At 60.9% G+C, this 19,235-nt stretch carries 15 protein-coding genes; 4 read left to right on the forward strand and 11 right to left on the reverse strand.

Translation table 11 applies throughout. The features are described 5' to 3' along the window. Window positions 1-50 precede the first annotated feature (50 nt). The 3 genes from IB249_RS00195 to IB249_RS00205 are packed head-to-tail and all read right to left on the reverse strand — an operon-like array spanning window position 51 to window position 3,085. On the reverse strand, window positions 51-1,493 hold the full coding sequence (locus tag IB249_RS00195; RefSeq protein WP_192301525.1) for an FAD-dependent oxidoreductase: 1,443 nt from the start codon (window positions 1,491-1,493) through the stop codon (window positions 51-53). Then, the gene (locus IB249_RS00200) at window positions 1,490-1,654 is read right to left on the reverse strand and encodes a twin-arginine translocation signal domain-containing protein (protein ID WP_207195359.1); all 165 of its coding nucleotides are present in this window, start codon (window positions 1,652-1,654) and stop codon (window positions 1,490-1,492) included. Before IB249_RS00200 ends, IB249_RS00195 begins: the two co-directional genes overlap by 4 nt. Window positions 1,655-1,708: 54 nt before the next feature. Continuing rightward, the gene (locus IB249_RS00205; RefSeq protein WP_192301527.1) at window positions 1,709-3,085 is read right to left on the reverse strand and encodes an oligosaccharide flippase family protein; all 1,377 of its coding nucleotides are present in this window, start codon (window positions 3,083-3,085) and stop codon (window positions 1,709-1,711) included. 100 nt (window positions 3,086-3,185) lie between these two features. Between IB249_RS00205 and IB249_RS00210 the strand changes: the two genes are divergently transcribed. The 3 genes from IB249_RS00210 to galE are packed head-to-tail and all read left to right on the forward strand — an operon-like array spanning window position 3,186 to window position 8,353. After that, window positions 3,186-4,712 (forward strand): O-antigen ligase family protein, encoded by a 1,527-nt coding sequence (locus IB249_RS00210; RefSeq protein ID WP_192301528.1) that lies wholly within the window; start codon window positions 3,186-3,188, stop codon window positions 4,710-4,712. A gap of 4 nt (window positions 4,713-4,716) precedes the next feature. Then, on the forward strand, window positions 4,717-7,329 hold the full coding sequence (locus IB249_RS00215) for a cellulase family glycosylhydrolase (protein WP_192301529.1): 2,613 nt from the start codon (window positions 4,717-4,719) through the stop codon (window positions 7,327-7,329). 46 nt (window positions 7,330-7,375) lie between these two features. Then, complete coding sequence (gene galE, locus IB249_RS00220; protein WP_192301530.1) at window positions 7,376-8,353, forward strand: UDP-glucose 4-epimerase GalE; 978 nt, start codon at window positions 7,376-7,378, stop codon at window positions 8,351-8,353. Between the two features lie 42 nt (window positions 8,354-8,395). On the opposite strand, the gene IB249_RS00225 is transcribed toward galE, so the two are convergent. The 5 genes from IB249_RS00225 to IB249_RS00245 all read right to left on the reverse strand — a co-directional run bounded on the left by IB249_RS00225 (window position 8,396) and on the right by IB249_RS00245 (window position 13,369). Next, window positions 8,396-9,121 carry a CpsD/CapB family tyrosine-protein kinase gene (locus tag IB249_RS00225; protein WP_371048071.1) on the reverse strand — a complete coding sequence of 242 codons (726 nt, stop codon included), beginning with the start codon at window positions 9,119-9,121 and terminating at the stop codon, window positions 8,396-8,398. A gap of 69 nt (window positions 9,122-9,190) precedes the next feature. Beyond that, entirely contained in the window at window positions 9,191-10,750 is a 1,560-nt protein-coding gene (locus IB249_RS00230) for a GumC family protein (RefSeq protein WP_192301532.1), read from the reverse strand. A gap of 20 nt (window positions 10,751-10,770) precedes the next feature. Continuing rightward, window positions 10,771-11,886: a hypothetical protein gene (locus IB249_RS00235; RefSeq protein ID WP_192301533.1), complete on the reverse strand. Its 1,116-nt coding sequence runs from the start codon at window positions 11,884-11,886 to the stop codon at window positions 10,771-10,773. 29 nt (window positions 11,887-11,915) lie between these two features. Then, window positions 11,916-12,473, reverse strand: a complete 558-nt coding sequence (locus IB249_RS00240; protein ID WP_192301534.1) for a polysaccharide biosynthesis/export family protein — start codon at window positions 12,471-12,473, stop codon at window positions 11,916-11,918. A 398-nt stretch (window positions 12,474-12,871) separates the two neighbouring features. Further along, on the reverse strand, window positions 12,872-13,369 hold the full coding sequence (locus IB249_RS00245; RefSeq protein WP_192301535.1) for a hypothetical protein: 498 nt from the start codon (window positions 13,367-13,369) through the stop codon (window positions 12,872-12,874). 308 nt (window positions 13,370-13,677) lie between these two features. On the opposite strand from IB249_RS00245, the gene IB249_RS00250 reads away from it, so the two are divergent. Beyond that, the gene (locus IB249_RS00250) at window positions 13,678-14,079 is read left to right on the forward strand and encodes a hypothetical protein (protein ID WP_192302780.1); all 402 of its coding nucleotides are present in this window, start codon (window positions 13,678-13,680) and stop codon (window positions 14,077-14,079) included. Window positions 14,080-14,178: 99 nt separating this feature from the next. On the opposite strand, the gene ligD is transcribed toward IB249_RS00250, so the two are convergent. The 3 genes from ligD to IB249_RS00265 are packed head-to-tail and all read right to left on the reverse strand — an operon-like array spanning window position 14,179 to window position 19,156. Further along, a complete protein-coding gene (ligD, locus tag IB249_RS00255) occupies window positions 14,179-16,767 on the reverse strand; it encodes a DNA ligase D (RefSeq protein WP_192301536.1) in 2,589 nt (862 codons plus the stop codon). A 3-nt stretch (window positions 16,768-16,770) separates the two neighbouring features. Next, a complete protein-coding gene (locus IB249_RS00260; RefSeq protein ID WP_192301537.1) occupies window positions 16,771-17,763 on the reverse strand; it encodes a methyltransferase in 993 nt (330 codons plus the stop codon). 10 nt (window positions 17,764-17,773) lie between these two features. Then, entirely contained in the window at window positions 17,774-19,156 is a 1,383-nt protein-coding gene (locus IB249_RS00265; protein WP_192301538.1) for an iron-containing redox enzyme family protein, read from the reverse strand. Window positions 19,157-19,235: the final 79 nt, after the last annotated feature.

Consider the following 19,235-nt stretch of genomic DNA (forward strand, 5'->3'; position numbering starts at 1 on the left):
GCTTATCAAGCCCACCCGTACGAGCATCAGCCAGAAAATCCATTAACGCACTAACTTATACGATTGATATGCTCAGCCAACCTGAGTGTCAGTTGTAACAGCGGCATGGTCGGATTGCTCGCACCGCCGGTCGCAAAAACGCTGCTGCCCGCGATGTGGAGGTTCTCCACGCCAAATACCTTGCAGTTCTCGTCCACCACCCCGAACTCCGGTGCCGACGCCATCCGCGTGGTCCCCATATGGTGGGCATGGGGATTGACCTTCAACGGCACGGTCTGGTCATACACGCACTGCTCCAGTTTGACCAGGCCCAGCCCCGTGTCGGCAAAGCACTTGGCCATTTCCAGCCCGATCGATTTGACGGTATCGCGGTCCGCCGAGCTCAGCTCCCAGTGAACCACGGCCTTGCGCATCCCCAGGGCATCTCGCTCCGGTAGCAACGAAACACGGCTGTCGAGGTTGGGAAACTGCTCGATCAACGTGCCGATCACGCCATCGCCGGGGCAATCGAACTTGGTGATGAACTCGATCTTCTGCTCCACACCCACGTCGCAGATGAGGTTCTCGAAAAAGCTCTTGATGGCGGCCATGCGCCCATAGGTCTTGACTTCAGCGACCAGGGAAATGGCAACGTTGCCCTTGCCGGCCTTGTGCTGCGCCACGAAAGCATCGGTGGTGAAGTACTCGCGGGAGTCCTTGCCCTGCCCGTCCTTGAGGATGAAGGTGCCAAGCTCGACGTTCAGGTGCTCCATGAAACATTTGCCGACCAGGCCGCCCTCGGTAACGATGCCGCCCGCTGCCAGGGATTCGCTGTTGAGCAGTTGCCGGGCATTTTCGATGGCGCCTGTGGCCAGAATGAACTGCCGGGCCTTGACCTGCTCCCGATGCTGCTCGTAGTCCGCCACGACGATCGAGGCGATACGCCCGGTTTGGCTGTCGAACTCCAGGTCGACGCAGTTGCAGTTGATGAAGACATCCAGGCCCTCGGTCTCGTCGAGTTCCTTGGCGTACTTTTTTGCAAAACGCGTCGGCGGGCTGAGCAGGAAGCGATCCGCCGCAAATTCGGAGCCGTCCAGGGAAGGGTTGATCGCCTTGAATCCGGCGTTCGGCACCAGGTCGACAATCGCCATCGCCTGCGCCAGATGTGCCTCCATTTCGGCGAACGCAATGGGCCAGCCGGGCAGGCGCACGGGCGGGCCGTTGTTGAAGTCCGACGCTTCGAAGGGGCGGCAGCGCCCGGACCAATGGTTGGAAGTCCCGCCCAGGTAACGCAGGCGTGTTTCCTCGGCGTAGACCTCAAGGCCGGTCGAGGGGCACTGGTAGAGACTCTGCGAGTTTTGCGAGTACTCGCGACCGCCGCCTTCGAGCAGCAGCACACGCCGGCCGTTGACCGCCAGACGCAAGGCCAGGGTAATACCCGCCGGCCCGGCACCGACGATGCAGACGTCATAGAAGTCGCGCAGTTCTTTTTGCGATTGGTAGTCTTTGATCATGTTTGCGCTGGCTGAAAGTGCTGGGCCGGCAGTACCCACCCGTTGATGACGACGTACCCCGACTTGACGGCTGAGGGCACTGCAACGGCTTGCGACAATCCAGGGATGAACCCTGCGAGCCCCAACAGCGCGCACACACGCAGGAAATCCCTGCGGTCCATTGCAGAGGTATTCAAATCAGGTTCATTCACGGTTCAAGCTCCCCGACATCAAAATCAAAACCAGTCAGCAATTTTCAACACCACTTCCCCGCAGATAACCCCTGCCAATGCCATTGGCAAGACGACGAGCTCACGCTTGAGATCGAACAAGCCGACCTTGCGATTGACGTACACCACCAGAACCAGTGTCGGCAGCGCATGCAGCGCAACGCCCCAGATCGCATAATGCACGCCGCCGATGGCCAACAGAAGCGGCAACAGCACCCATAACGAAATGGCGCGAATGATATTGTCCATCGCCTGGTACTTGGTCAGCCCCAACGCCAGCCAGACCTGATGCGCCACGGCAAAGCGCCAGGTGAAGAAGGACAGCGAAAGTATCGCCAGCATTTGCCCCGCTTCGGCGTAACGCTCATCGTACAGAATGCTGATCAGCAATGGGCTGATGACCCAGAACAGTCCACAGATAAACAGCGAGACCAGGTCGAACATCAATTTGAAGCGGCCGTACAGGACGTGCAGGCGTGGCGTGTCCTGGCTGCGGGCGGCCTCACTGAATGCTGGCAACGCCACGGCCCCGAGCAGTCGCGCCATGCCCAACTGCAACGCACCCAGAATCAGCACGGCAATCGAGAACACTCCCAGTTCATTGGCCGACATGCTGCCGCCGAACCAGATCCGGTCGCCATTCATCGCCAGCACGCCCACCGCCGACGACAACAGCATCCAGCGCCCGAACACCACCACTTCCCGCAGCGCGGAGCGCTCCCAGTGCAGGCGGTTGTGCGGCCCCGGAAACCAGAAGTGGCCCAGCAGTGTCATGGCCAGCGCGGCAACCAGGCCGGACCCCACCAGCGCCCAGATCGAGCGAGTGAAATAACCGATGATCAACATTGTCAGCAGGCCGGCCAGTTGCGACGCGAACTCGGCAAGCACGACCTTCTTCTGCTGGAACTCACGCACGGCGACGTCGACCTTGGTCGACTGGAAGCCATAGATGATCGCGGAAACACCGGTAACCGCCAGCACCAGCGGCAACTCTGGCGCGGCGTAGGTGGAGTGCTCCGGCCACAGGTGGATCACCTGGGCAAACCAGGCGAAACCGGCGATCAGCAGGGTGAACGCGAAAAGAATGAACCCGCGGATGATCTGCACCGTCCACACGGTGTTGAGGAAAGCCGGGTCGTCGCCGCGCGGGCTCTGGATGATGTTCTGGCGAAAGCCGACATCGGACAGCAGGTGCAGGACCACCGACACCGTGGTGGCGATGACCATGATGCCAAACATTTCCGGCATCAGCAGGCGCGCCATGATCAGATTGCCCCCCAGCCGAATGGCCTGGGACGTGATCAGCGCCCCCAGATTCCATGCTCCGGCAAAGATGGCTCGCCTGCGAAGGCTCAACGACGGCGAGATATCAGCTGGTGGCATCGTAACAACCCCGGACTCAACTCCATGAAAACGTACTATAGTCGCACTTTGCCATTCTACTAGTCTCTCTCATTCACCCATCGGTAAAGCCTGACCATCCATGCCTGAGCACTTTCGCGCGTTAGTCGTCATTCTGGTTCTGGCCGGCGTTGTTTTTTTCATGGCGCGCCGGCCCGCAAGCGACCTGATCCCTGCCCACGACTTCACCCGTCGACGCAATCTGTGGTTCGTGCTGACCGTCCTGGCTTTTGTCTCGCACAGTTTCTGGCTGTACGTGGCCGTGACCACGGTCATTCTGACCATCGCGCGCAAACGCGAACACAATCCGGTGGCGTTGTTCTTCATCCTGGCGTTCCTGGTACCGCCGGCGCAGGCGCGAATTCCCGGTTTCGGCCTGATGAATTACTTTTTCGACCTCAACTATGTGCGCCTGCTGTCCCTGTGCGTGCTGCTGCCGGCCTTTTTCGCCCTGCGCAGACAAGCCGATACGCAAGGTTTCGGACGCACCTGGCCGGATAAATTCCTCGCCGCCTACCTGGTCTTGACCAGCCTGCTGTTGCTGCGCGAGACCACGGTCACCGATACCTTGCGCCAGACGCTCTACCAGTTCACCGACGTGTTCCTGCCGTACTACGTCGCCAGCCGGGCCCTGAAGAACCTCGGCGATTTCAAGGACGCGCTGCTGGGCTTTGTCCTCGCGGCCATGGTGATGGCGCTGATCGGCTTCTTCGAATTTGCCCGTGGCTGGCTGCTCTACAGCGCGCTGATCGGCGCCATGGGCATGCAATGGGAAATGTCCAGTTACCTGAGTCGCGGCGGCCTGCTGCGCGCCAGCGTCACCACCGGCCAGGCCATCGCGCTGGGACTGGTGATCAGCACCGCCATCGGTTTCTACCTGTATTTGCAGGAAAGCGTGCGCAGCAAGCTGCAGCGCCGCCTGGGCGCACTGCTGCTGGCCGGCGGACTGTTTGCCCCGCTGTCGCGCGGCCCGTGGATCGGCGCGGCCGCCATGCTCCTGGTGTATATCGCCACGGGGCAGAAGGTGGTCAAGCGCATCATGCTGCTGGCAGTCGCCGGGGTGCTCGCCCTCCCCGTGCTGACCCTCGTGCCGGGCGGGCAGAAGGTGCTGGACCTGCTGCCGTTCGTCGGCAACGTGGAAGTCGAAAACATCACCTATCGCCAGCGCCTGATCGACAACTCGATCCTCGTGATCCAGCGCAACCCGCTGCTGGGCACCTTCGATTACCGTAAGGCCCCCGAAATGCAGGCCATGATCCAGGGCGAGGGCATCATCGACATCGTCAACACCTACATTGGCGTAGCGCTGTCCTATGGATTGATCGGTTTGACGGTGTTCGTGGCCTTTTTCGCCGCCGTGCTGCTCGGCATCCGCAAGGCCTTGCGTTCGTTCCCCGACAAGGACGATGAAGCCCGCCGGCTGGGTCGAGCGCTCTTCGCGACACTCGCCGGGATCCTGGTGACCATCTTTACCGTCAGCAGCATCACGATCATCCCCGTGGTGTACTGGTCGGTTGCGGGGCTGGGCGTCGCCTACGTCCGGATGGCGCGCAACCTCAAGCACCCCTCGCCAGCCGTCTCGGCCAGTACCCACCTCCAACTCCGGTAACCCCATGGCCAACATTTTCCGCCGCACCCGCTTGCTGCTTCCGGTTGTCTTGTCCGTTGTTATCCTGCCGCTGAGCACCTGGGCGTCGGACTGGGTGGCCAGTGTCGATGAAAAGAGCGGCCTGCCGGGGGTGACCTATGGCGGCAGCCCCGCCCTGGCCTCCTCGTTCGTGTTTTTCGAGAGCAACTATGGCTGGACGTCCTTCCCCACCCGATTCACAATCAATGCGCCCTACGATTACACCCTCGTTGGCCAGAACCAGACGCTGGATTTCGACCTGGCGGCAAAGGTCCGCAAACAGGGCGAGCAGCAGTTGACCTGGGATGTTGCCCTGGATGCCCGCAGCCTGAAGCCGAACGTGATCGGCGGTGGCTTCGTGTTCAATTTCGACCCCGCGTTGTTCAAGGGAGAGATGGGCAAACCGCAGCTGCTGCCTGGCAACAAAGGCTGGGCCTGGGGCGATGCACAGGGGCGACGCATCGAAATGCGCTTCGAGCCGGCGCTGGCGAACGTGTTCCTCGAACCGGGCGACGGCTCCGAAGTGCGGGCGTTTTTCTACAAGGATGCGATCAAGCCCGGCCAGCAGCATTTCAAGGCGACCTTGAGCGTCTCCGGTGATGTGGCCCTGGGCCGGACCACCAGCGAGCGCTTTGGCCTGGTCGACCCGAAGACCTGGCCGACAGACAAAATCGACTGGAGAACTTCGCCGGTCGACCTGTCCTTCCTGAATGCCGCTGAAAAGCCGGCCGGCAAACGCGGGTTCATCAAGGCCTCCGGCGAGCAACTGAAGTTCGCCGACGACACCCCGGCGCGTTTCTGGGGCACCAACGTGTCGGCCTACACGCTGTTCAGCACCCCCGACGAAGAGATCAAGCAGCAAGCCAGACGCCTGTCGGCCCTGGGCATCAACCTCGTGCGTCTGCACCACCATGATTCGCCCTGGGTCAGCCCGAACATCTTTGGCGCCGCGCCCAACCCCGATACCCAGCAACCCGACCCGCAATCACTGAAAAAAATCGACTTGTGGATCAAGAGTCTCAAGGACGAGGGCATTTATGTCTGGCTCGACATGCACGTCGAGCGGGCCTTCACGGCCAAGGACAACATCTACGGCTTCGAAGAGCTGCCAAAGGATGAACACGGCAACGCCGGCCTCAAGGGCTACAACTACGTCAACATCACCATTCAGCAGGCGATGAAGCGCTTTGCCGCTGCCTACATGAATCACGTCAACGCCTACACCGGCCTTGCCTACAAGGACGAGCCGGCGATCGCCGCGGTCCTGATCACCAACGAGAACGACATCACCAATCACTTCGGCAATGCCTTGCTCGGTGACAAGGACGTGCCCAAGCACAGCAAGGTCTACATGGCTGAGGCCGAAGCGTTCGCCAAGCAACACAATCTGTCCTCGAACCAGACCTGGCGCGCCTGGGAGTTTGGCCCGTCGAAAATGTTCCTCAACGACCTGGAGCAACGCTTCAACGTCGACATGATCAAGCACTTGCGCGACCTGGGCGTGAAGGTGCCCATCGCCACCACCAACAGCTGGGGCGGCGATGGCCTGCTGTCACTGCCAGCCCTGACGTCCGGCGACATCATCGACGTACACAGCTACGGCGGCCTCGGCCAACTGGAAAAAAACCCGCTCACCAGCGCCGGCATCGTCAACTGGATTGGCGCCAGCCAGGTCACGGGCAAACCGCTGACCGTCACCGAATGGAACAGCGAGCCTTTCCCGACCCCGGATCGTCACGGTGTGCCGCTGTACATGGCCGGCACTGCCAGTTATCAGGGCTGGGACGCGCTGATGCAATACGCCTATAGCCAGGAAGGACTCTCCGGCGGCTGGATGACCGTCGGCAACTGGAACGCCTACAACGACCCGTCGCTGCTCGCCACCTTGCCCGCTGCCGCGCTGCTTTATCGGCGCGGTGATGTCAGTGAGGCGAAGACCACCTATATCTTTGCACCGACACCGGCCACCCTGTTCAACCAGGCCATCACACCGAGCACCTCGGCACTGCTGCGCACCGCGATGGAGAAAGGAAAACTGCAAATCGCCATGCCACAGACGCCGGAACTGCCCTGGTTGCAGACCGGCGCCGCCGCAGACAATGCCCAGGTGTTCCACGACCCCGACCAGTCGCTGCTGGACGCCAATGCCAGCGAATCCACGTCCGACACCGGTGAACTGAAGCGCAACTGGAAACGCGGCCTCTACACCATCGACACGCCGCGCACCCAGGCTGCCACCGGCTGGATCGGTGGCGAGTCGATCAGCCTGGGCAACATCCAGGTCAACGCCAGGACCGCGAACGCCAGTGTGGTAGTGCAAAGCCTGAACGACACGCCACTGGGCCAGTCCCAGGACCTGATGATTTCACTGGGCGCCCGCGCCATGGCGAATGAGGACGAGCGACCGCCCTATTTCGTCGAACCCCTGGCCGGCACGCTGACCATACAGGCACCACCGGGCCTGACCCTGTTCACGCCAGGTCCCCTGGCGCAGATGAAGAAGCTGCCCGCCCCCTACGCCGATGGCCGCTATACCATCAAGCTCGATGGACAGCAGACTGCCAACTGGTTGTTTTTAAGGAAAAGTGCCGCGCGTTGATGTCACAATCCGCGTTTACACAGCAATACGGGTCCAGGAGGACAGGATGAATTTCTTGGTGGTTGGCGGCGCAGGCTATATCGGCTCGCACATGGTCAAACAGCTGCGGCGCGCCGGTCATGACCTGGTGGTGGCCGATAACTTTTCCACCGGCTACCGCAGCGCCCTGATGGACGCACGCGTGGTCGAACTGGACATCGCCGACGCGCAGGCCCTCGACGACCTGTTTGCCTCTCAGCACTTCGATGCGGTGTTCCACTTCGCCTCCTTCATCCAGGTCGGCGAATCCGTCAGCGAGCCGGGCAAGTATTATCAAAACAACCTGGCCGCCACCCTGACGCTGCTGCAAGCCATGCTTCGCGCCAATATCAGGCATTTCATCTTCTCATCGACCGCCGCGGTCTATGGCGACCCGATGTATGTGCCCATTGACGAAGACCACCCGAAGGCCGCAATCAACCCCTATGGCCGCAGCAAGTGGATGGTCGAGCAGATGCTGGAAGACTTCGATCGCGCCTATGGGCTCAGATCGGTGTGCCTGCGCTACTTCAACGCCGCCGGAGCCGACCCGGAAGGACAGCTGGGCGAGCGCCATGAGCCTGAGACCCATCTGCTGCCTTTGATCCTGCAAGCGGCCTCAGGCCGGCGCGCCGCCATCACCGTCTACGGGCGAGACTACGACACGCCCGATGGCACGTGCATCCGCGACTACGTGCACGTCAGCGATCTGGTGGCCGCGCACGCCCTGGCCGTGGATTACCTGCTGGCTGGCGGCGCCAGCACGGCGTTCAACCTGGGCAATGGTCAGGGTTTTTCGGTGCAACAGGTGATCGAAACCGCGCGCCGTGTCACAGGCAAGGAGATCCGCGTCAATGAAGCGCCGCGCCGCGCCGGCGACCCGCCACGGCTGGTGGCCGACCCCAAACGGGCCAACGCCCTGCTGGGCTGGCAACCGCAGTTCGCTTCGCTGGAACAGATCGTGGCGCATGCCTGGGCGTGGGAGCAGAAGCATCCCTGGCGGTAGGCGACGGCGCTGGTCCATGGGGCCAGCGCCAGGGGGATGGCTTCAGTAGTAAGTGCGGTTGTTCGGCTCGGCCTTGTTCAGCACCGTGCCTATCAAGTTGGCGCCGCCGAGGTGATACAGGCTTTCCTCGATCTCCTTGTTGCTGTTCATGCCGTTGGCGACGACCAGCAGCACGCAATCGAATTTCGGCAGGACGGTGATCACGTCGTCCGAACTGAGGATCGGTGGCAAGTCGAAAATCGAGATGCGCGAGTCGTAGCGCTCACGCAGTTCCACGATCAGGTTGCTGACCTCGGGCGACGACAGCACCTCGGTCGAGTGTGGAATCGGCTCACGGGTGGGCAAAACCACAAAACGCGGCAAGGTCGGATTGACCAGCACATCCTGCAACTCGGCCTTGTGGCTCAAGAGTTCATTGAGCGAATTTTCCATCGACAATCCAAGGCTGGAACCGACCTTGGGGCGGCGCAGGTCGAAATCCACCAGCAACGCGGTCTTGGTGGTGTGATGGGCAATACTCATGGCCAGGTTGATCGCCAGCACGGTCTTGCCGGCCTCCGGCGTCGGCGAGGTGATCGCCAGGGTGCGCCAGCCATTTTCCTCCATGGCCTTCAGTACCTGCGTGCGCAGCAGGTCGAAGGCGGCGCCCATGTTCGAGTTCTTGTTGTACGCGACAATGCGGTTACGCTCCAGGTGGTCATACCGCAGAGGCACGACCCGAGTCTGTACGTAACTGAGTGCATTGAGCCCCGAACCCGTGGGTGTCATGGCCTTCGAAGAGGCCGGCTGCTCGGCCTTGTCGGCATCGGGCTTGAGAATGTCCATTGCTGTCTTTCCTTATGCAAACCGGCCCAGAACTTTGATCATCAAAAGATCCAGGGGCGTGTAGAGGAAGTGCACGAGCACCAGGAAGAGCGCGAAAAGCACGACTCCGATGATGATCAACCGCACTCGCCATTGCTTGCGGCGTGCCAGTTCCGCTCGGGTGTGAATGTAAGGGATGGAGACCAGTACCCGTTTGCCCAGCACGCTGGCCAGGGCTTCGGCACCGCGTACGCGGGGGTTGATCAGCTCAAGCAGCATCACCAGCGCGCCCGCACCCACCGGCGCCAGCACCAGGCCCATGGCAACCACTTTCTTGCGGTTGGGCTTGATCGGTTTTTCCGGCATCAGTGGCGACTCCAGGAGCACAAAGCGCTCGGCCTTGTTTTCCTGTTCAAGGCTTTCGGAAATTTTCGCACTCATTTGCTTGGTGCGAATTTCCTCATACTTCTTCTGAGCGTTTTCATGGTCACGCATCAACGTGACCATGCCACGCTCGACCTGTGGCGTTTCGAGAATCTGCGCCTCATAAGTGGAGATCTTCCGAAGAATTTCCTGCTTTTGATCGGCCAGCGACTTGATCCGCATGTCGGACGCTGCAATGCGCGCCTGGGCCTTGGCGACATCCATGCTGGCCGGAAGCGCTGCGCCGGAAGTGCCTTGAGCCTCAAGGGCCGCAATCTTGCGTTTGACAGCACGCACATCGGGGTGAGCTTCGGTGTACAGCGACATCAGGCGCGCGTATTCGGCCTTGAGGCTGCCCAGGTCCTGCGGTTTGTCCGCAGCCGCACCCGTTGCACCCGGTTTGGTTGCCAGCCCGGCATTGGCCGCCGACAACTCCAGCTCGTTGAAACGGACCTCTTCGCGTGCGGCCTTGTAGTCGCGATCAATTTCCTTGAGCTCGGTTTCGGCGCGCGTGAGCATGTTCATGCGCAACTCTTGATGCTCGGGCAGCGCATTGGAGTGGAGCTGTTTGAAGTCCGCCAAGCGGTTTTCCAGGGTCTCGAGTTCGAGCCGGAGCTTGTCCGCTTCCTGGGTCAGGAATTCGGTGGTTTCACTGGCGCGCTCGGTGCGCTGCTTGATGTTTTCGTCCAGGAACAGCGTGACCAGTTCGTTGGCCACTTTATTGGCGATCTCTGGCTGGCTGTGCTCGAAGCCAAGCCGGAACGCGATGGTCACCTCTCCACGGCCCTTGACGTCCGCACTGACCAGGGCAACGGTGATCGCGTTGCGCATTTCCTCGATCTTCTCGGTCAGGCTCAGTTGCCGACCCTGCGCCGAGAACAGGTTGTATTTGTTGATGATCCCCTCCAGGTGCTCACGGGTCATGACGCGCTGGCGAATGATCTCGATCCGTTCATCGGCAAACGTAGTGTTGTTCGCCCCCACCAGGTCTGGCGAAATCTGCTGCGACTCCACCAGAATCGTGCCGGACGACTCGTAGGTGGGCGGCAGGGACAGTGCGACAGCCAGGCATACCCCGAGAATGGCCGTGCCACTCAGGATGATGAGCCAGGCATGATGCTTGACGATAGCAAGGTAGTCGTTGACCGACATTTCGTACTCAGAGGCCATATTTCTCACACCACAGAATTTCAGAAACCAGGGTAGCTATAAGTCAGCGTCAACCCGACCACATTGGCAGTAGCATCCGGCAAACCATCTTGCTGGCGTTGTTTGTATGTGTAGGATAGGCGCGCCATCCAAAAAGGCGAGAGTTCCTGACTGAACCAGGCGCCGTAACTGATCAGGGTATTGGGCGTCTGCCCCTTGGAGTCCTGCCAGGATGCGGTGACACCTGCGCGCCGGGTTTCATCGATGGCATAGCTCCAGATGCCGCTCACGCCATCGACCTCGACGAAACCGCCGTCGCCGCTGGCGATGGTATTGCGGCTGGCATCGATGCCGGCATCCACCCGCTCGCCACTGTAGTTCAGATTGAGGCCGCCCTGGGCGCTCGGACCGCTGTTGGCGTTGGACTCCTCATTGACTCCCACGTACACCGTCCCGCGCAACTGTTCGGAGAACTGGTAGTTCAGGCCGATATCAGGGGTGTAGCTGTTGGAAGACTCGGCCAGGGTGGAGCCGGAGTCGGGTTTGTAACGTTTGACGCCCAGACGGGTGAACAGCTCCATGCGCTCGCTCCAGGCATAGGTATAGCCCAGGCGGTTGGAGAGTTCGTCGTAGTTGGTCAGCGAGTCGATGTCGTAGGTGACATGGCTGTATTCAATGTCGTTGGTCAGGGTACTGCGCTCGCTCAGGGCGGTGCGCCAGTTGCCTTCGAGCGAGGTTTTCTTCTGGGTGCCATCGGGGACCACGACGCCGGTTTCCTGGACGGTCGAAGACAGCGTGGAGCTCTCTTCATAGCGGGCCGTGAGGCCAAAGGCACCGGTTTCGGTCTCGCGCTGCCAGCCCAGTCGCAGTCGCGGGTCCTCCCGATCGGTGACAATCGCGGTGTCGGACGAACGCACGACATACAGGCCCAGGCCAAACAGGAACTCATCCTGATCGGACGTCGCCAGGAGCGTAGCGTCCGGCGCGACGATGTAGCGCGTCACGCCCTTCTCGCCGCTGATTGCCAATGTCGGGTTGCTGTCGTATTCGACCGTCGACGGCACCGTGATAGCCGATTGCCAAGTGGCGGCGTAAACCACGCCGGAGCACGGCAGAACGAACATTGCCGTCGCAATCCCGGTTGTACGCAGCGCCATCGAGGTCACTCCCCATGCGTCGCGCAAGGCTAGGGTACGACCAGCGTATCGCCGGCCTGCAGCTGGATGTTGGTGGACATGTCACGACCGGACATGAGGTCGCTGTAGTGCACGGGCAGGATCTGTTGCGTGCCGCCCTTGCTGCGCACCACCTTGATTTCGTCCTTGTCGGCGAACTTGTCGAGCCCGCCGGAGAGGCTCAACGCCTGCAGCACGGTGGTGACACCCGACATCGGCACCGTACCGGGCTTTAGCACTTTGCCCTGCACGTAGACCAGATTGCCGGCAGTGCCGGTGATGACGACGCTCACCTGTGGATCGGGGATGTATTTTTCCAGCCTGGCGGCCAGCTTGGCCTCGACAGCCGTGGAGTCCAGCCCTTCGACCTCGACTTTACCGGCCAGGGGAAAGGTGATGCTGCCATCGGGAAGCACATGCACATCCTGCTTGAGCTTGTCTTCGCCCCAGACCGAAACATTCAGGGTATCCCCCGGATTCAAGCGGTAGGCCGGGATATCTTCGGCGGCATTGGAAACACTGGGCAGAATAGCCAGCGCACAAAACACAGGTAGCAAGAAACGTGACATCGGGGTCCCTCCGCCTAGATAGCCATGCAAGGAGCTTTGCATAAAACGGGGAGCAAATCACGCTCGCCCATGCTCACATCGAGAAAATGCTCATAACGTGATTTTTTGCGCCTGGCAGCCGCCCTTTTTTGCAAAGGCGGCATAAAAATCACCTGACTGGCAGGCTTTTGCGAAGGAAGTTTCTTATTTAACAACAACGTGCAGTCAAACATATTACCCCCGATGCATACCCGCCAAATTATCAGCACTTTAGTTACAAGCGCCCTTCATTCAGCAACTACATCGCAACACACACTCAATGAATCACATCAACTACGGTGCTATCATCTGCACATCAAATTGATATCAGCCAATGCTGTTTCCAATGCATACCCAGATCATGAAAGTCGGAACTACGGCTACACCTTCCGACGATTGGCGACCATTACAAAACCGAACAGCGCGGATGAAAACAACCAGGCTGCGGCAGGCAAGGAAACTGCAATCGGTTGATTGGCAAAGACTTCACCCCCTCCACCCAACACCTTAGTCTGAGTATCGGAATTTGCCAGGAATTTGCCTTGGGCAAGTTGCGCCATTAATCCGTCACACGCAGAACTATTGACGGGAGCGCTCACTTTGGCAGCCGACTCAACCAGGTTGTTCAACTGCTGTTTAGTGTTATCGGAGAAGTAAGTTTCGCTGATGGAGGTGGGGACGCCCGTGCCGACGCCGACCGTATAAGGTGCGCCACCCTGCTCTTCGACCGCCATGCCCAGTTGTGGACCGGCTTCCTCGCATGAATTGCCTATGCGACTAATTTCATAGGCCAAATTGCTCGCCTGCGCGCTGGTGATTACTGCACCATTAAAGAGCACCGACAACAAAACGCATTTAAAGACGAGTGACTTGCGCATGAACCGCCTCCTTGCATAGCGGATTTTTTCTGCTGTCGGACGAAGAAATCGTTACCGGTTTTTCAGCAGACTATAAGCACATAGCCATTACGTCAATGGCCCGTCACCCCAACGGTAAAAAATAAAAAACTGGAGAGAATGACGTCAAAAACTCGACTTTGAAGGCCGTTTCGGGATACCAGCGCTATGCCTATGAAATGATTCAGAAGTCGGTTTTCCACCCCTGCTTCAACGGCGTGCAGGCGAGTAAAATCGTGCCCTGCGCTACGCTGGGCAAACCGTCCCGGAGCACTCTATGATTGAGCCTTATGACGACCTCGCTGCCGATCCGCCAACCCTGCCCCCCCGGTGCCTGCAACTGCGAGCGTGAGCCGCTGCTGGCAACGCCGGGCGCAGACCTGCGCATCCTGTTTTTGACGCGTACCGAGGAGAAGCGCCTGATCGAGCGCCTGGAAAACCTCCAGAGCCTCGGCGACCTCGAACGGATGCAACAACGGATGTATGAGCAACTGGGCATTCGGATGCAGATCGGTCCCGGGTTCAACGAGGTGCGCACGATGCGCGGCATCGCCATCACCCTCGACGACATGCCGGGCCTGTGCCGCAAGACCCGCCAGGCAATCCCCACCGCCATTCGTCGCGGGCTGGAAAAGCGCCCGGAAATCGCCTACGCACTGTTGAACGCCAACGACCTGTTGCGCGATGCCTGAGCGGCGAACAGTCTCGCATCCCGCAGTGCTCCCCCTTCAATCGCGAGCAGGCCCGCTCCCACAGGAATTGGCGCCCCAGGGTTCACGGTGGCGGATACACTATTTCTTCATCCCCACCCGCCGCCGCATCTCGGCGGTGATGGCCTGCCGGGTTTTCTTCAGGTCGGCCCAGGGCTCGTTGCCCACCTCCGCCAGGCGCTTTTGCACGGTGTGGATGTTCCACTGATTGCCGCCCTTGAGCTCGGCAACCTCGTCGCGGAAAACCGGCACCGACACCGGCAGCCCCTCGCGGGTACGCGCGGCATAGGCGCAGATCGTCGTGGCGCCGAGACCGTTGCGCAGGTAATCGATGAAGATCCGTCCAACCCTGTTCTTCGGTCCCGACACGGCGGAAAAGCGTTCCGGCAATAATTTGGCGATGTGACTGACGATGGCGTGGCTGAAATCCTTCACTTCATCCCAGCCAAGCTTGCGGGTCAGCGGCACCACGATGTGCATGCCCTTGCCGCCGCTGGTCTTGAGAAACGCCTTGAGCCCCAGTTCATCGAGCACCGACAAGGTCAGCTGAGTCGCCTCGACCATGCTTTTCCACGGCAGTGCCGGGTCCGGATCGAGGTCGAGAACAAAGCGGTCGGGCTTGTCGAGGTTGTCCGAAGTGGCGTTCCAGGTGTGCAGCTCCACAGTGCTCATCTGCACGGCTCCGATCAGTGCTTCGGCGCTGTTGATGATCATGATCGGCTGTCCGGTCAGTGCCTTGTCCAGCAAGGTGATCCCCGGGATGGCCAGGCGCTCGGCATTCTTCTGGAAAAACAGCTCGCCGGCGATGCCGTCCGGCGCGCGCACCAGGGCTACCGGTCGATCCTTCAGTTCGGGCAGGATCCATTCGGCGACACTGGCGTAGTACTCCGCCAGTTGCACCTTGGTGGTGCCGCTGCTGGCATCGATCACCCGGTCGGGATGGGTGATGCGCACCTTGCCTTCGCCCAGGCCGAGTTGGGACGGTGCAGGCGCGGCTTTCTTTGGACTGGCGGCTTTTTTGCTCGCGTCGGGCTTGTCCGCGGTTTTTCTGGTCACCACTTTGGCGCGCTCCTCGGTAATGGCCTCGGCCGGTTTGTCGTCGCGCAGGCCATGGAACACGGCATGGCGCACCGAACCGTCCTTGGTCATTTCCGCGAAGGCCACCTCCGCCAGCAGCACGGGCTTGAGCCAATGCACGCCTTTGGCGTCAAAACCGCTCGGTGGATTGACCACCGAAGGCTTCTTCGCCTGAAGCGGCTTCAGTTGTTCGTAGATGCGCCTGAGCGTGGTGTCATTGAACCCGGTGCCGACCTTGCCGGCATAGCGCAGCTCGCCGCTGTCACGGTCATGCAGCCCCAGCAGCAGCGCGCCGAAGGCATTGCGTGCCCCCTTGGGATCGGTGAAGCCGACCACGACGAACTCCTGGCGATGCTTGCACTTGAGCTTGATCCAGTCACTGCTGCGACGTGACACATAGGGCGACCCCAGGCGTTTGCCGATCAGCCCCTCCATCTGCATCTGGCAGGCACTGTTGAGCAAGGCATCGGGCGCTTCGGCAAATGCCTCGGAAAAGCGCAACAACGAATCCTCACTGGGTTTGAGCACGGTGGCCAGCGCCACGCGACGCTCTTCGACCGGCACTTCGCGCAGATCGACGCCATTGAGGTAAGGCATGTCGAACAGGTAATAAAGGATGTGTTCGCTGTGCTCGCTGTCAAAAGCGTTTTGCAGTGCCTGGAAATCCGGCACGCCGTGCTCGTTGGTGACCACCATCTCACCGTCGAGCCAGGCCGATTCCACTTGCAGCGCGGCCAGCGCCTGCGCCTGCCCGGGTAATTTGTGCGTCCAGTCATGGCCGTTGCGCGTGAACAGCCTGACTTCGCCGTGGTCGATGCGCGCCATGATGCGGTAGCCGTCGAACTTGATCTCGTAACTCCACTCACCGTCCGGGGCTCTTTCAACCAGTGTCGCCAGTTCGGGCTTCAGCAGTTCCGGCAGTTTTGCCTTGCGCGCGCCGGTCAACTGAGCCGACTTGGCCTTGGCCGCTACCTTGCGTGCCGGCTTTTTGACCGGTTTGAGCCGGTCTGCGGCCAGGGCTTTTTTCGCCACGATGGTCCGGTCACTGAGTACGCTGCCCGGTTCCGCGGCAACCACGTCGTAATCGCCTTCAGGCTTGGCCGCGCTGTCCTGATGCTTGATCAGGAACCATTGTTCCTGTTTGCCGGGCATGTGCGTACGGACCAGGTTCCATAGTCCGCCGAGCTTTTCGCCCTGCAGTTCGAATTTGAGCTTGCCCTTGGCGTACGCCTTGGCCGGATCCTCCTGCGGGATCCATACGCCACGGTCCCAGACGATCACATCACCGGCACCGTAGTGTCCTTCGGGGATGCTGCCCTCGAAGGTGGCGTAATCGATGGGATGGTCCTCGACATGCACCGCCAGGCGCTTGACCTTGGGGTCCAGGGACGGGCCCTTGGGCACCGCCCAGCTTTTCAGGGCGCCATCGAGTTCCAGGCGAAAGTCATAGTGCAGGCGCGAGGCGTCGTGTTTCTGGATGCAGAACTGCAAGGCATGCACCTTGGCGGCCTTTCTGCGCGGTTGTTTGGCTGCCGGCTCCGAGGTCGCCGTGAAGTCGCGCATGCGGTTGTAGTCGTCCAGATCCCTGTTCATGGCTCATTCACCTGTGGCCTGTTCAACCCTGGCGCCGGTGTCTGCACCGAACCGCGTCACGATCAGCGCGACCACGGCGATCCGCTCGACCCGCTGATAGCCCGGGGTGAGCAGTTCTTCGCCGAACACGTCGGGGTCGATCTCGTGATAGGTCCAGCCAAACCGCGCCGAATCCAGGTACGGCGTCAGCGCATCGAAAAAGGGATCGCAGCCATCGACCATGGCCACGCCGGTGTACAGCACCAGCGAGCCGCCGGGGGCCAGGCGATTCAACGCCTGCTCGACGATCCGCAGCGACAGTTGCGCACCCAGCGCACCGCCGCCATGGCGGTAGGCACGCGCCGCCGGGTCGGCCATGTACGGCGGATTGGCGACGATCAGGTCGAAACTGCCGTCGACATCGCGCAGCACATCGCTGGCTTCGACACTGACGTTGCCGACTTCGGCAAGGGCCGCATTGACGGCCGTCAGGCGCAGCGCCGCCGGGTTGATGTCGACCGCCAGCACTTCGGCTTCACGCCGTGCCCGGGCGATCACGATGGCACCGACACCGGCGCCGCAACCAATGTCCACGGCACGCCGCACGGGCGCGAAACGCTGTTGCAGATGACTGTGAATCAGTTGCGCAAACCGGTAGGTGTCCGGGCCGAAGAACACCGAATCGGCTGCGTCGGTCGGGAACCCGGAATGCACGAACAACAGGTCGTCGAGACTGGACCAGCGTACGTGGCTTTTCAGCCGGCCATTGCTCTCCTCCAGGACGCCCGCCTGTTGCAACTGGTGCTGCTCGTCGGCGGATAACAGGCCCGGCTCGAACGAACGAGACCAGCCGAACACCTCACGCAGGGTTCGCGCACTTTGGCCGAACGCCCGGTCATTGACCCGTTGATGGGTCAGCGGGGTCGGCGTGATGAAGCGGTAGCCGTCCGCCTGCAAGCGCCGCCCCAATTGCAGCAAGGCCAGATCGGCAGCACTCAGTTGTGGTTCGTGATTCATGCGGCGCTCCTTATCGCAGACTGGATTTGAGTTCGATAAACCGTCGGGTGGCCATCAGCCCGGCGGGATGGGCGTGGCGATGAGCGGACAACCAGGGCAACAAAAGTGGTATTTGCTCGCCGGCAGGCACGCCGTCCAATGCTGCCTGCAAACGTTGAACGTCCGGATCTTCGGCAGGCGCAGACACTTCGCTCGCCGTATCGCTGCCCTGGCGAAACGCCGGTGTCTTGCACTCGGGTGTCCAGTCGCCGGCGATCCAGTCATGCAGAAGCTGTTTTTCGTAGGGGCTGAACACCCCGAACATGGCCGCGCCGTTGCCTTCGATCAATTGCCAGAAACGGCTCTCTTTCGGATCCTGGTGGCGTTTGATCCAGCCCTTGCTCTGCATCGCCTCCAGGAAGCCCGGCAGTTGCTCGGGTGATGCCAGCCATTGATTGACGGTCTTGCCCTCGAACCGGCAGTAGTCGGAATGCATGTGCTGGCCGAAGGGACGCTTGCGCTCCAGCATGTCCAGCACTTCAGCGTCGAGGTCGAACGATTCGATGATCGCGCGACTGCCCTGGCCCAGGTCGTTGAGCCGATAACCCAGCGCCACCCTGCGCAGGAAATCCTCGCGGTCGCCCTCGATCGGCAACAGCTGCAACACCGACTGCACGGCTTTTTGTGCATGCCCGGTGCTGGCGTTGTCGATGGTGACGTGCAGGGTGAAGTAATAAGGGTCGATACCCAGTTCGCGCAGTTCGTAGGCGCTGATCAGCAGGTGCAGCGGCAATTGCTCATAGCCCAGGTTATAGCCGATCACTTCGGGCAGGAACTGTTCGGCACATTCGCCCAGCGCCAGCTGAATCGTGCCTTGCAGGTAATGCTCGTCAGCGAGCACCGCGCTGTCCAGGCCGTGCTCTGCCAGGAGTTTGCGATAGATCAGCACGTGGTTCTGCGCCGGGTTGCCATCGCCCAGCTCTTCCAGATACGTGCCGATCAAGCCGTCGAAGCGCGGATCGCGCCAGTGCCGCAGCAGTCCGTACAGCCAGGCACCGTCCACCAGTTTGGTCGGGCTGACCGCTTGCAGGAAAAACAGCGCGTGCGCCTTGTTGCTGAAAAACCGGCGGGGCCCGCCTTGCTGGCGTTCGTTCAGGTAATCGGCGTATTGCCGAGCGACCTCGGCGCAGTGCCGTTCGACGAAGCCTTGCAGGGCCGACAGGTCCTCCGGCAGCTCGTCAGGCAGGCCAGAGGCCCGTTGCAATTGGTCTTGCAGGAACGTCTGGCCGAGTGCACGGCGTTGCTCGGGATCGTCGCCCAGCAACAACTGTTCATAGCAGTGTTTGAGGCTGCCAGCAGTTGAAATGGCGTGCTCGTGGGCAGGCCGGGATTGGAATCGGGTCAAGGCAGTCATGGCGCATCTCTCGGTCTGTGGCCGGTGGGCAGGACGCTGAACCAACGTCTCTACCTCAGCAGAGCGATACGCCGTGAAT

Origin of the sequence: Pseudomonas sp. PDM04 (assembly GCF_014851765.1) — a bacterium.
In the GTDB taxonomy this organism is placed as follows: Bacteria; Pseudomonadota; Gammaproteobacteria; order Pseudomonadales; family Pseudomonadaceae; genus Aquipseudomonas.

Bases quoted from the DNA above. Each gene is read 5' to 3' on its own strand.
- IB249_RS00265 (WP_192301538.1), bottom strand. From the start codon at position 19,156: ATGACTGCCTTGACCCGATTCCAATCCCGGCCTGCCCACGAGCACGCC.
- IB249_RS00210 (WP_192301528.1), top strand. From the start codon at position 3,186: ATGCCTGAGCACTTTCGCGCGTTAGTCGTCATTCTGGTTCTGGCCGGC.
- IB249_RS00230 (WP_192301532.1), bottom strand. From the start codon at position 10,750: ATGGCCTCTGAGTACGAAATGTCGGTCAACGACTACCTTGCTATCGTC.
- IB249_RS00225 (WP_371048071.1), bottom strand. From the start codon at position 9,121: ATGACACCCACGGGTTCGGGGCTCAATGCACTCAGTTACGTACAGACT.
- IB249_RS00245 (WP_192301535.1), bottom strand. From the start codon at position 13,369: ATGCGCAAGTCACTCGTCTTTAAATGCGTTTTGTTGTCGGTGCTCTTT.
- IB249_RS00195 (WP_192301525.1), bottom strand. From the start codon at position 1,493: ATGATCAAAGACTACCAATCGCAAAAAGAACTGCGCGACTTCTATGAC.
- IB249_RS00235 (WP_192301533.1), bottom strand. From the start codon at position 11,886: ATGGCGCTGCGTACAACCGGGATTGCGACGGCAATGTTCGTTCTGCCG.
- IB249_RS00240 (WP_192301534.1), bottom strand. From the start codon at position 12,473: ATGTCACGTTTCTTGCTACCTGTGTTTTGTGCGCTGGCTATTCTGCCC.
- IB249_RS00205 (WP_192301527.1), bottom strand. From the start codon at position 3,085: ATGCCACCAGCTGATATCTCGCCGTCGTTGAGCCTTCGCAGGCGAGCC.
- galE (WP_192301530.1), top strand. From the start codon at position 7,376: ATGAATTTCTTGGTGGTTGGCGGCGCAGGCTATATCGGCTCGCACATG.
- IB249_RS00200 (WP_207195359.1), bottom strand. From the start codon at position 1,654: ATGGACCGCAGGGATTTCCTGCGTGTGTGCGCGCTGTTGGGGCTCGCA.
- IB249_RS00260 (WP_192301537.1), bottom strand. From the start codon at position 17,763: ATGAATCACGAACCACAACTGAGTGCTGCCGATCTGGCCTTGCTGCAA.
- ligD (WP_192301536.1), bottom strand. From the start codon at position 16,767: ATGAACAGGGATCTGGACGACTACAACCGCATGCGCGACTTCACGGCG.
- IB249_RS00215 (WP_192301529.1), top strand. From the start codon at position 4,717: ATGGCCAACATTTTCCGCCGCACCCGCTTGCTGCTTCCGGTTGTCTTG.
- IB249_RS00250 (WP_192302780.1), top strand. From the start codon at position 13,678: ATGACGACCTCGCTGCCGATCCGCCAACCCTGCCCCCCCGGTGCCTGC.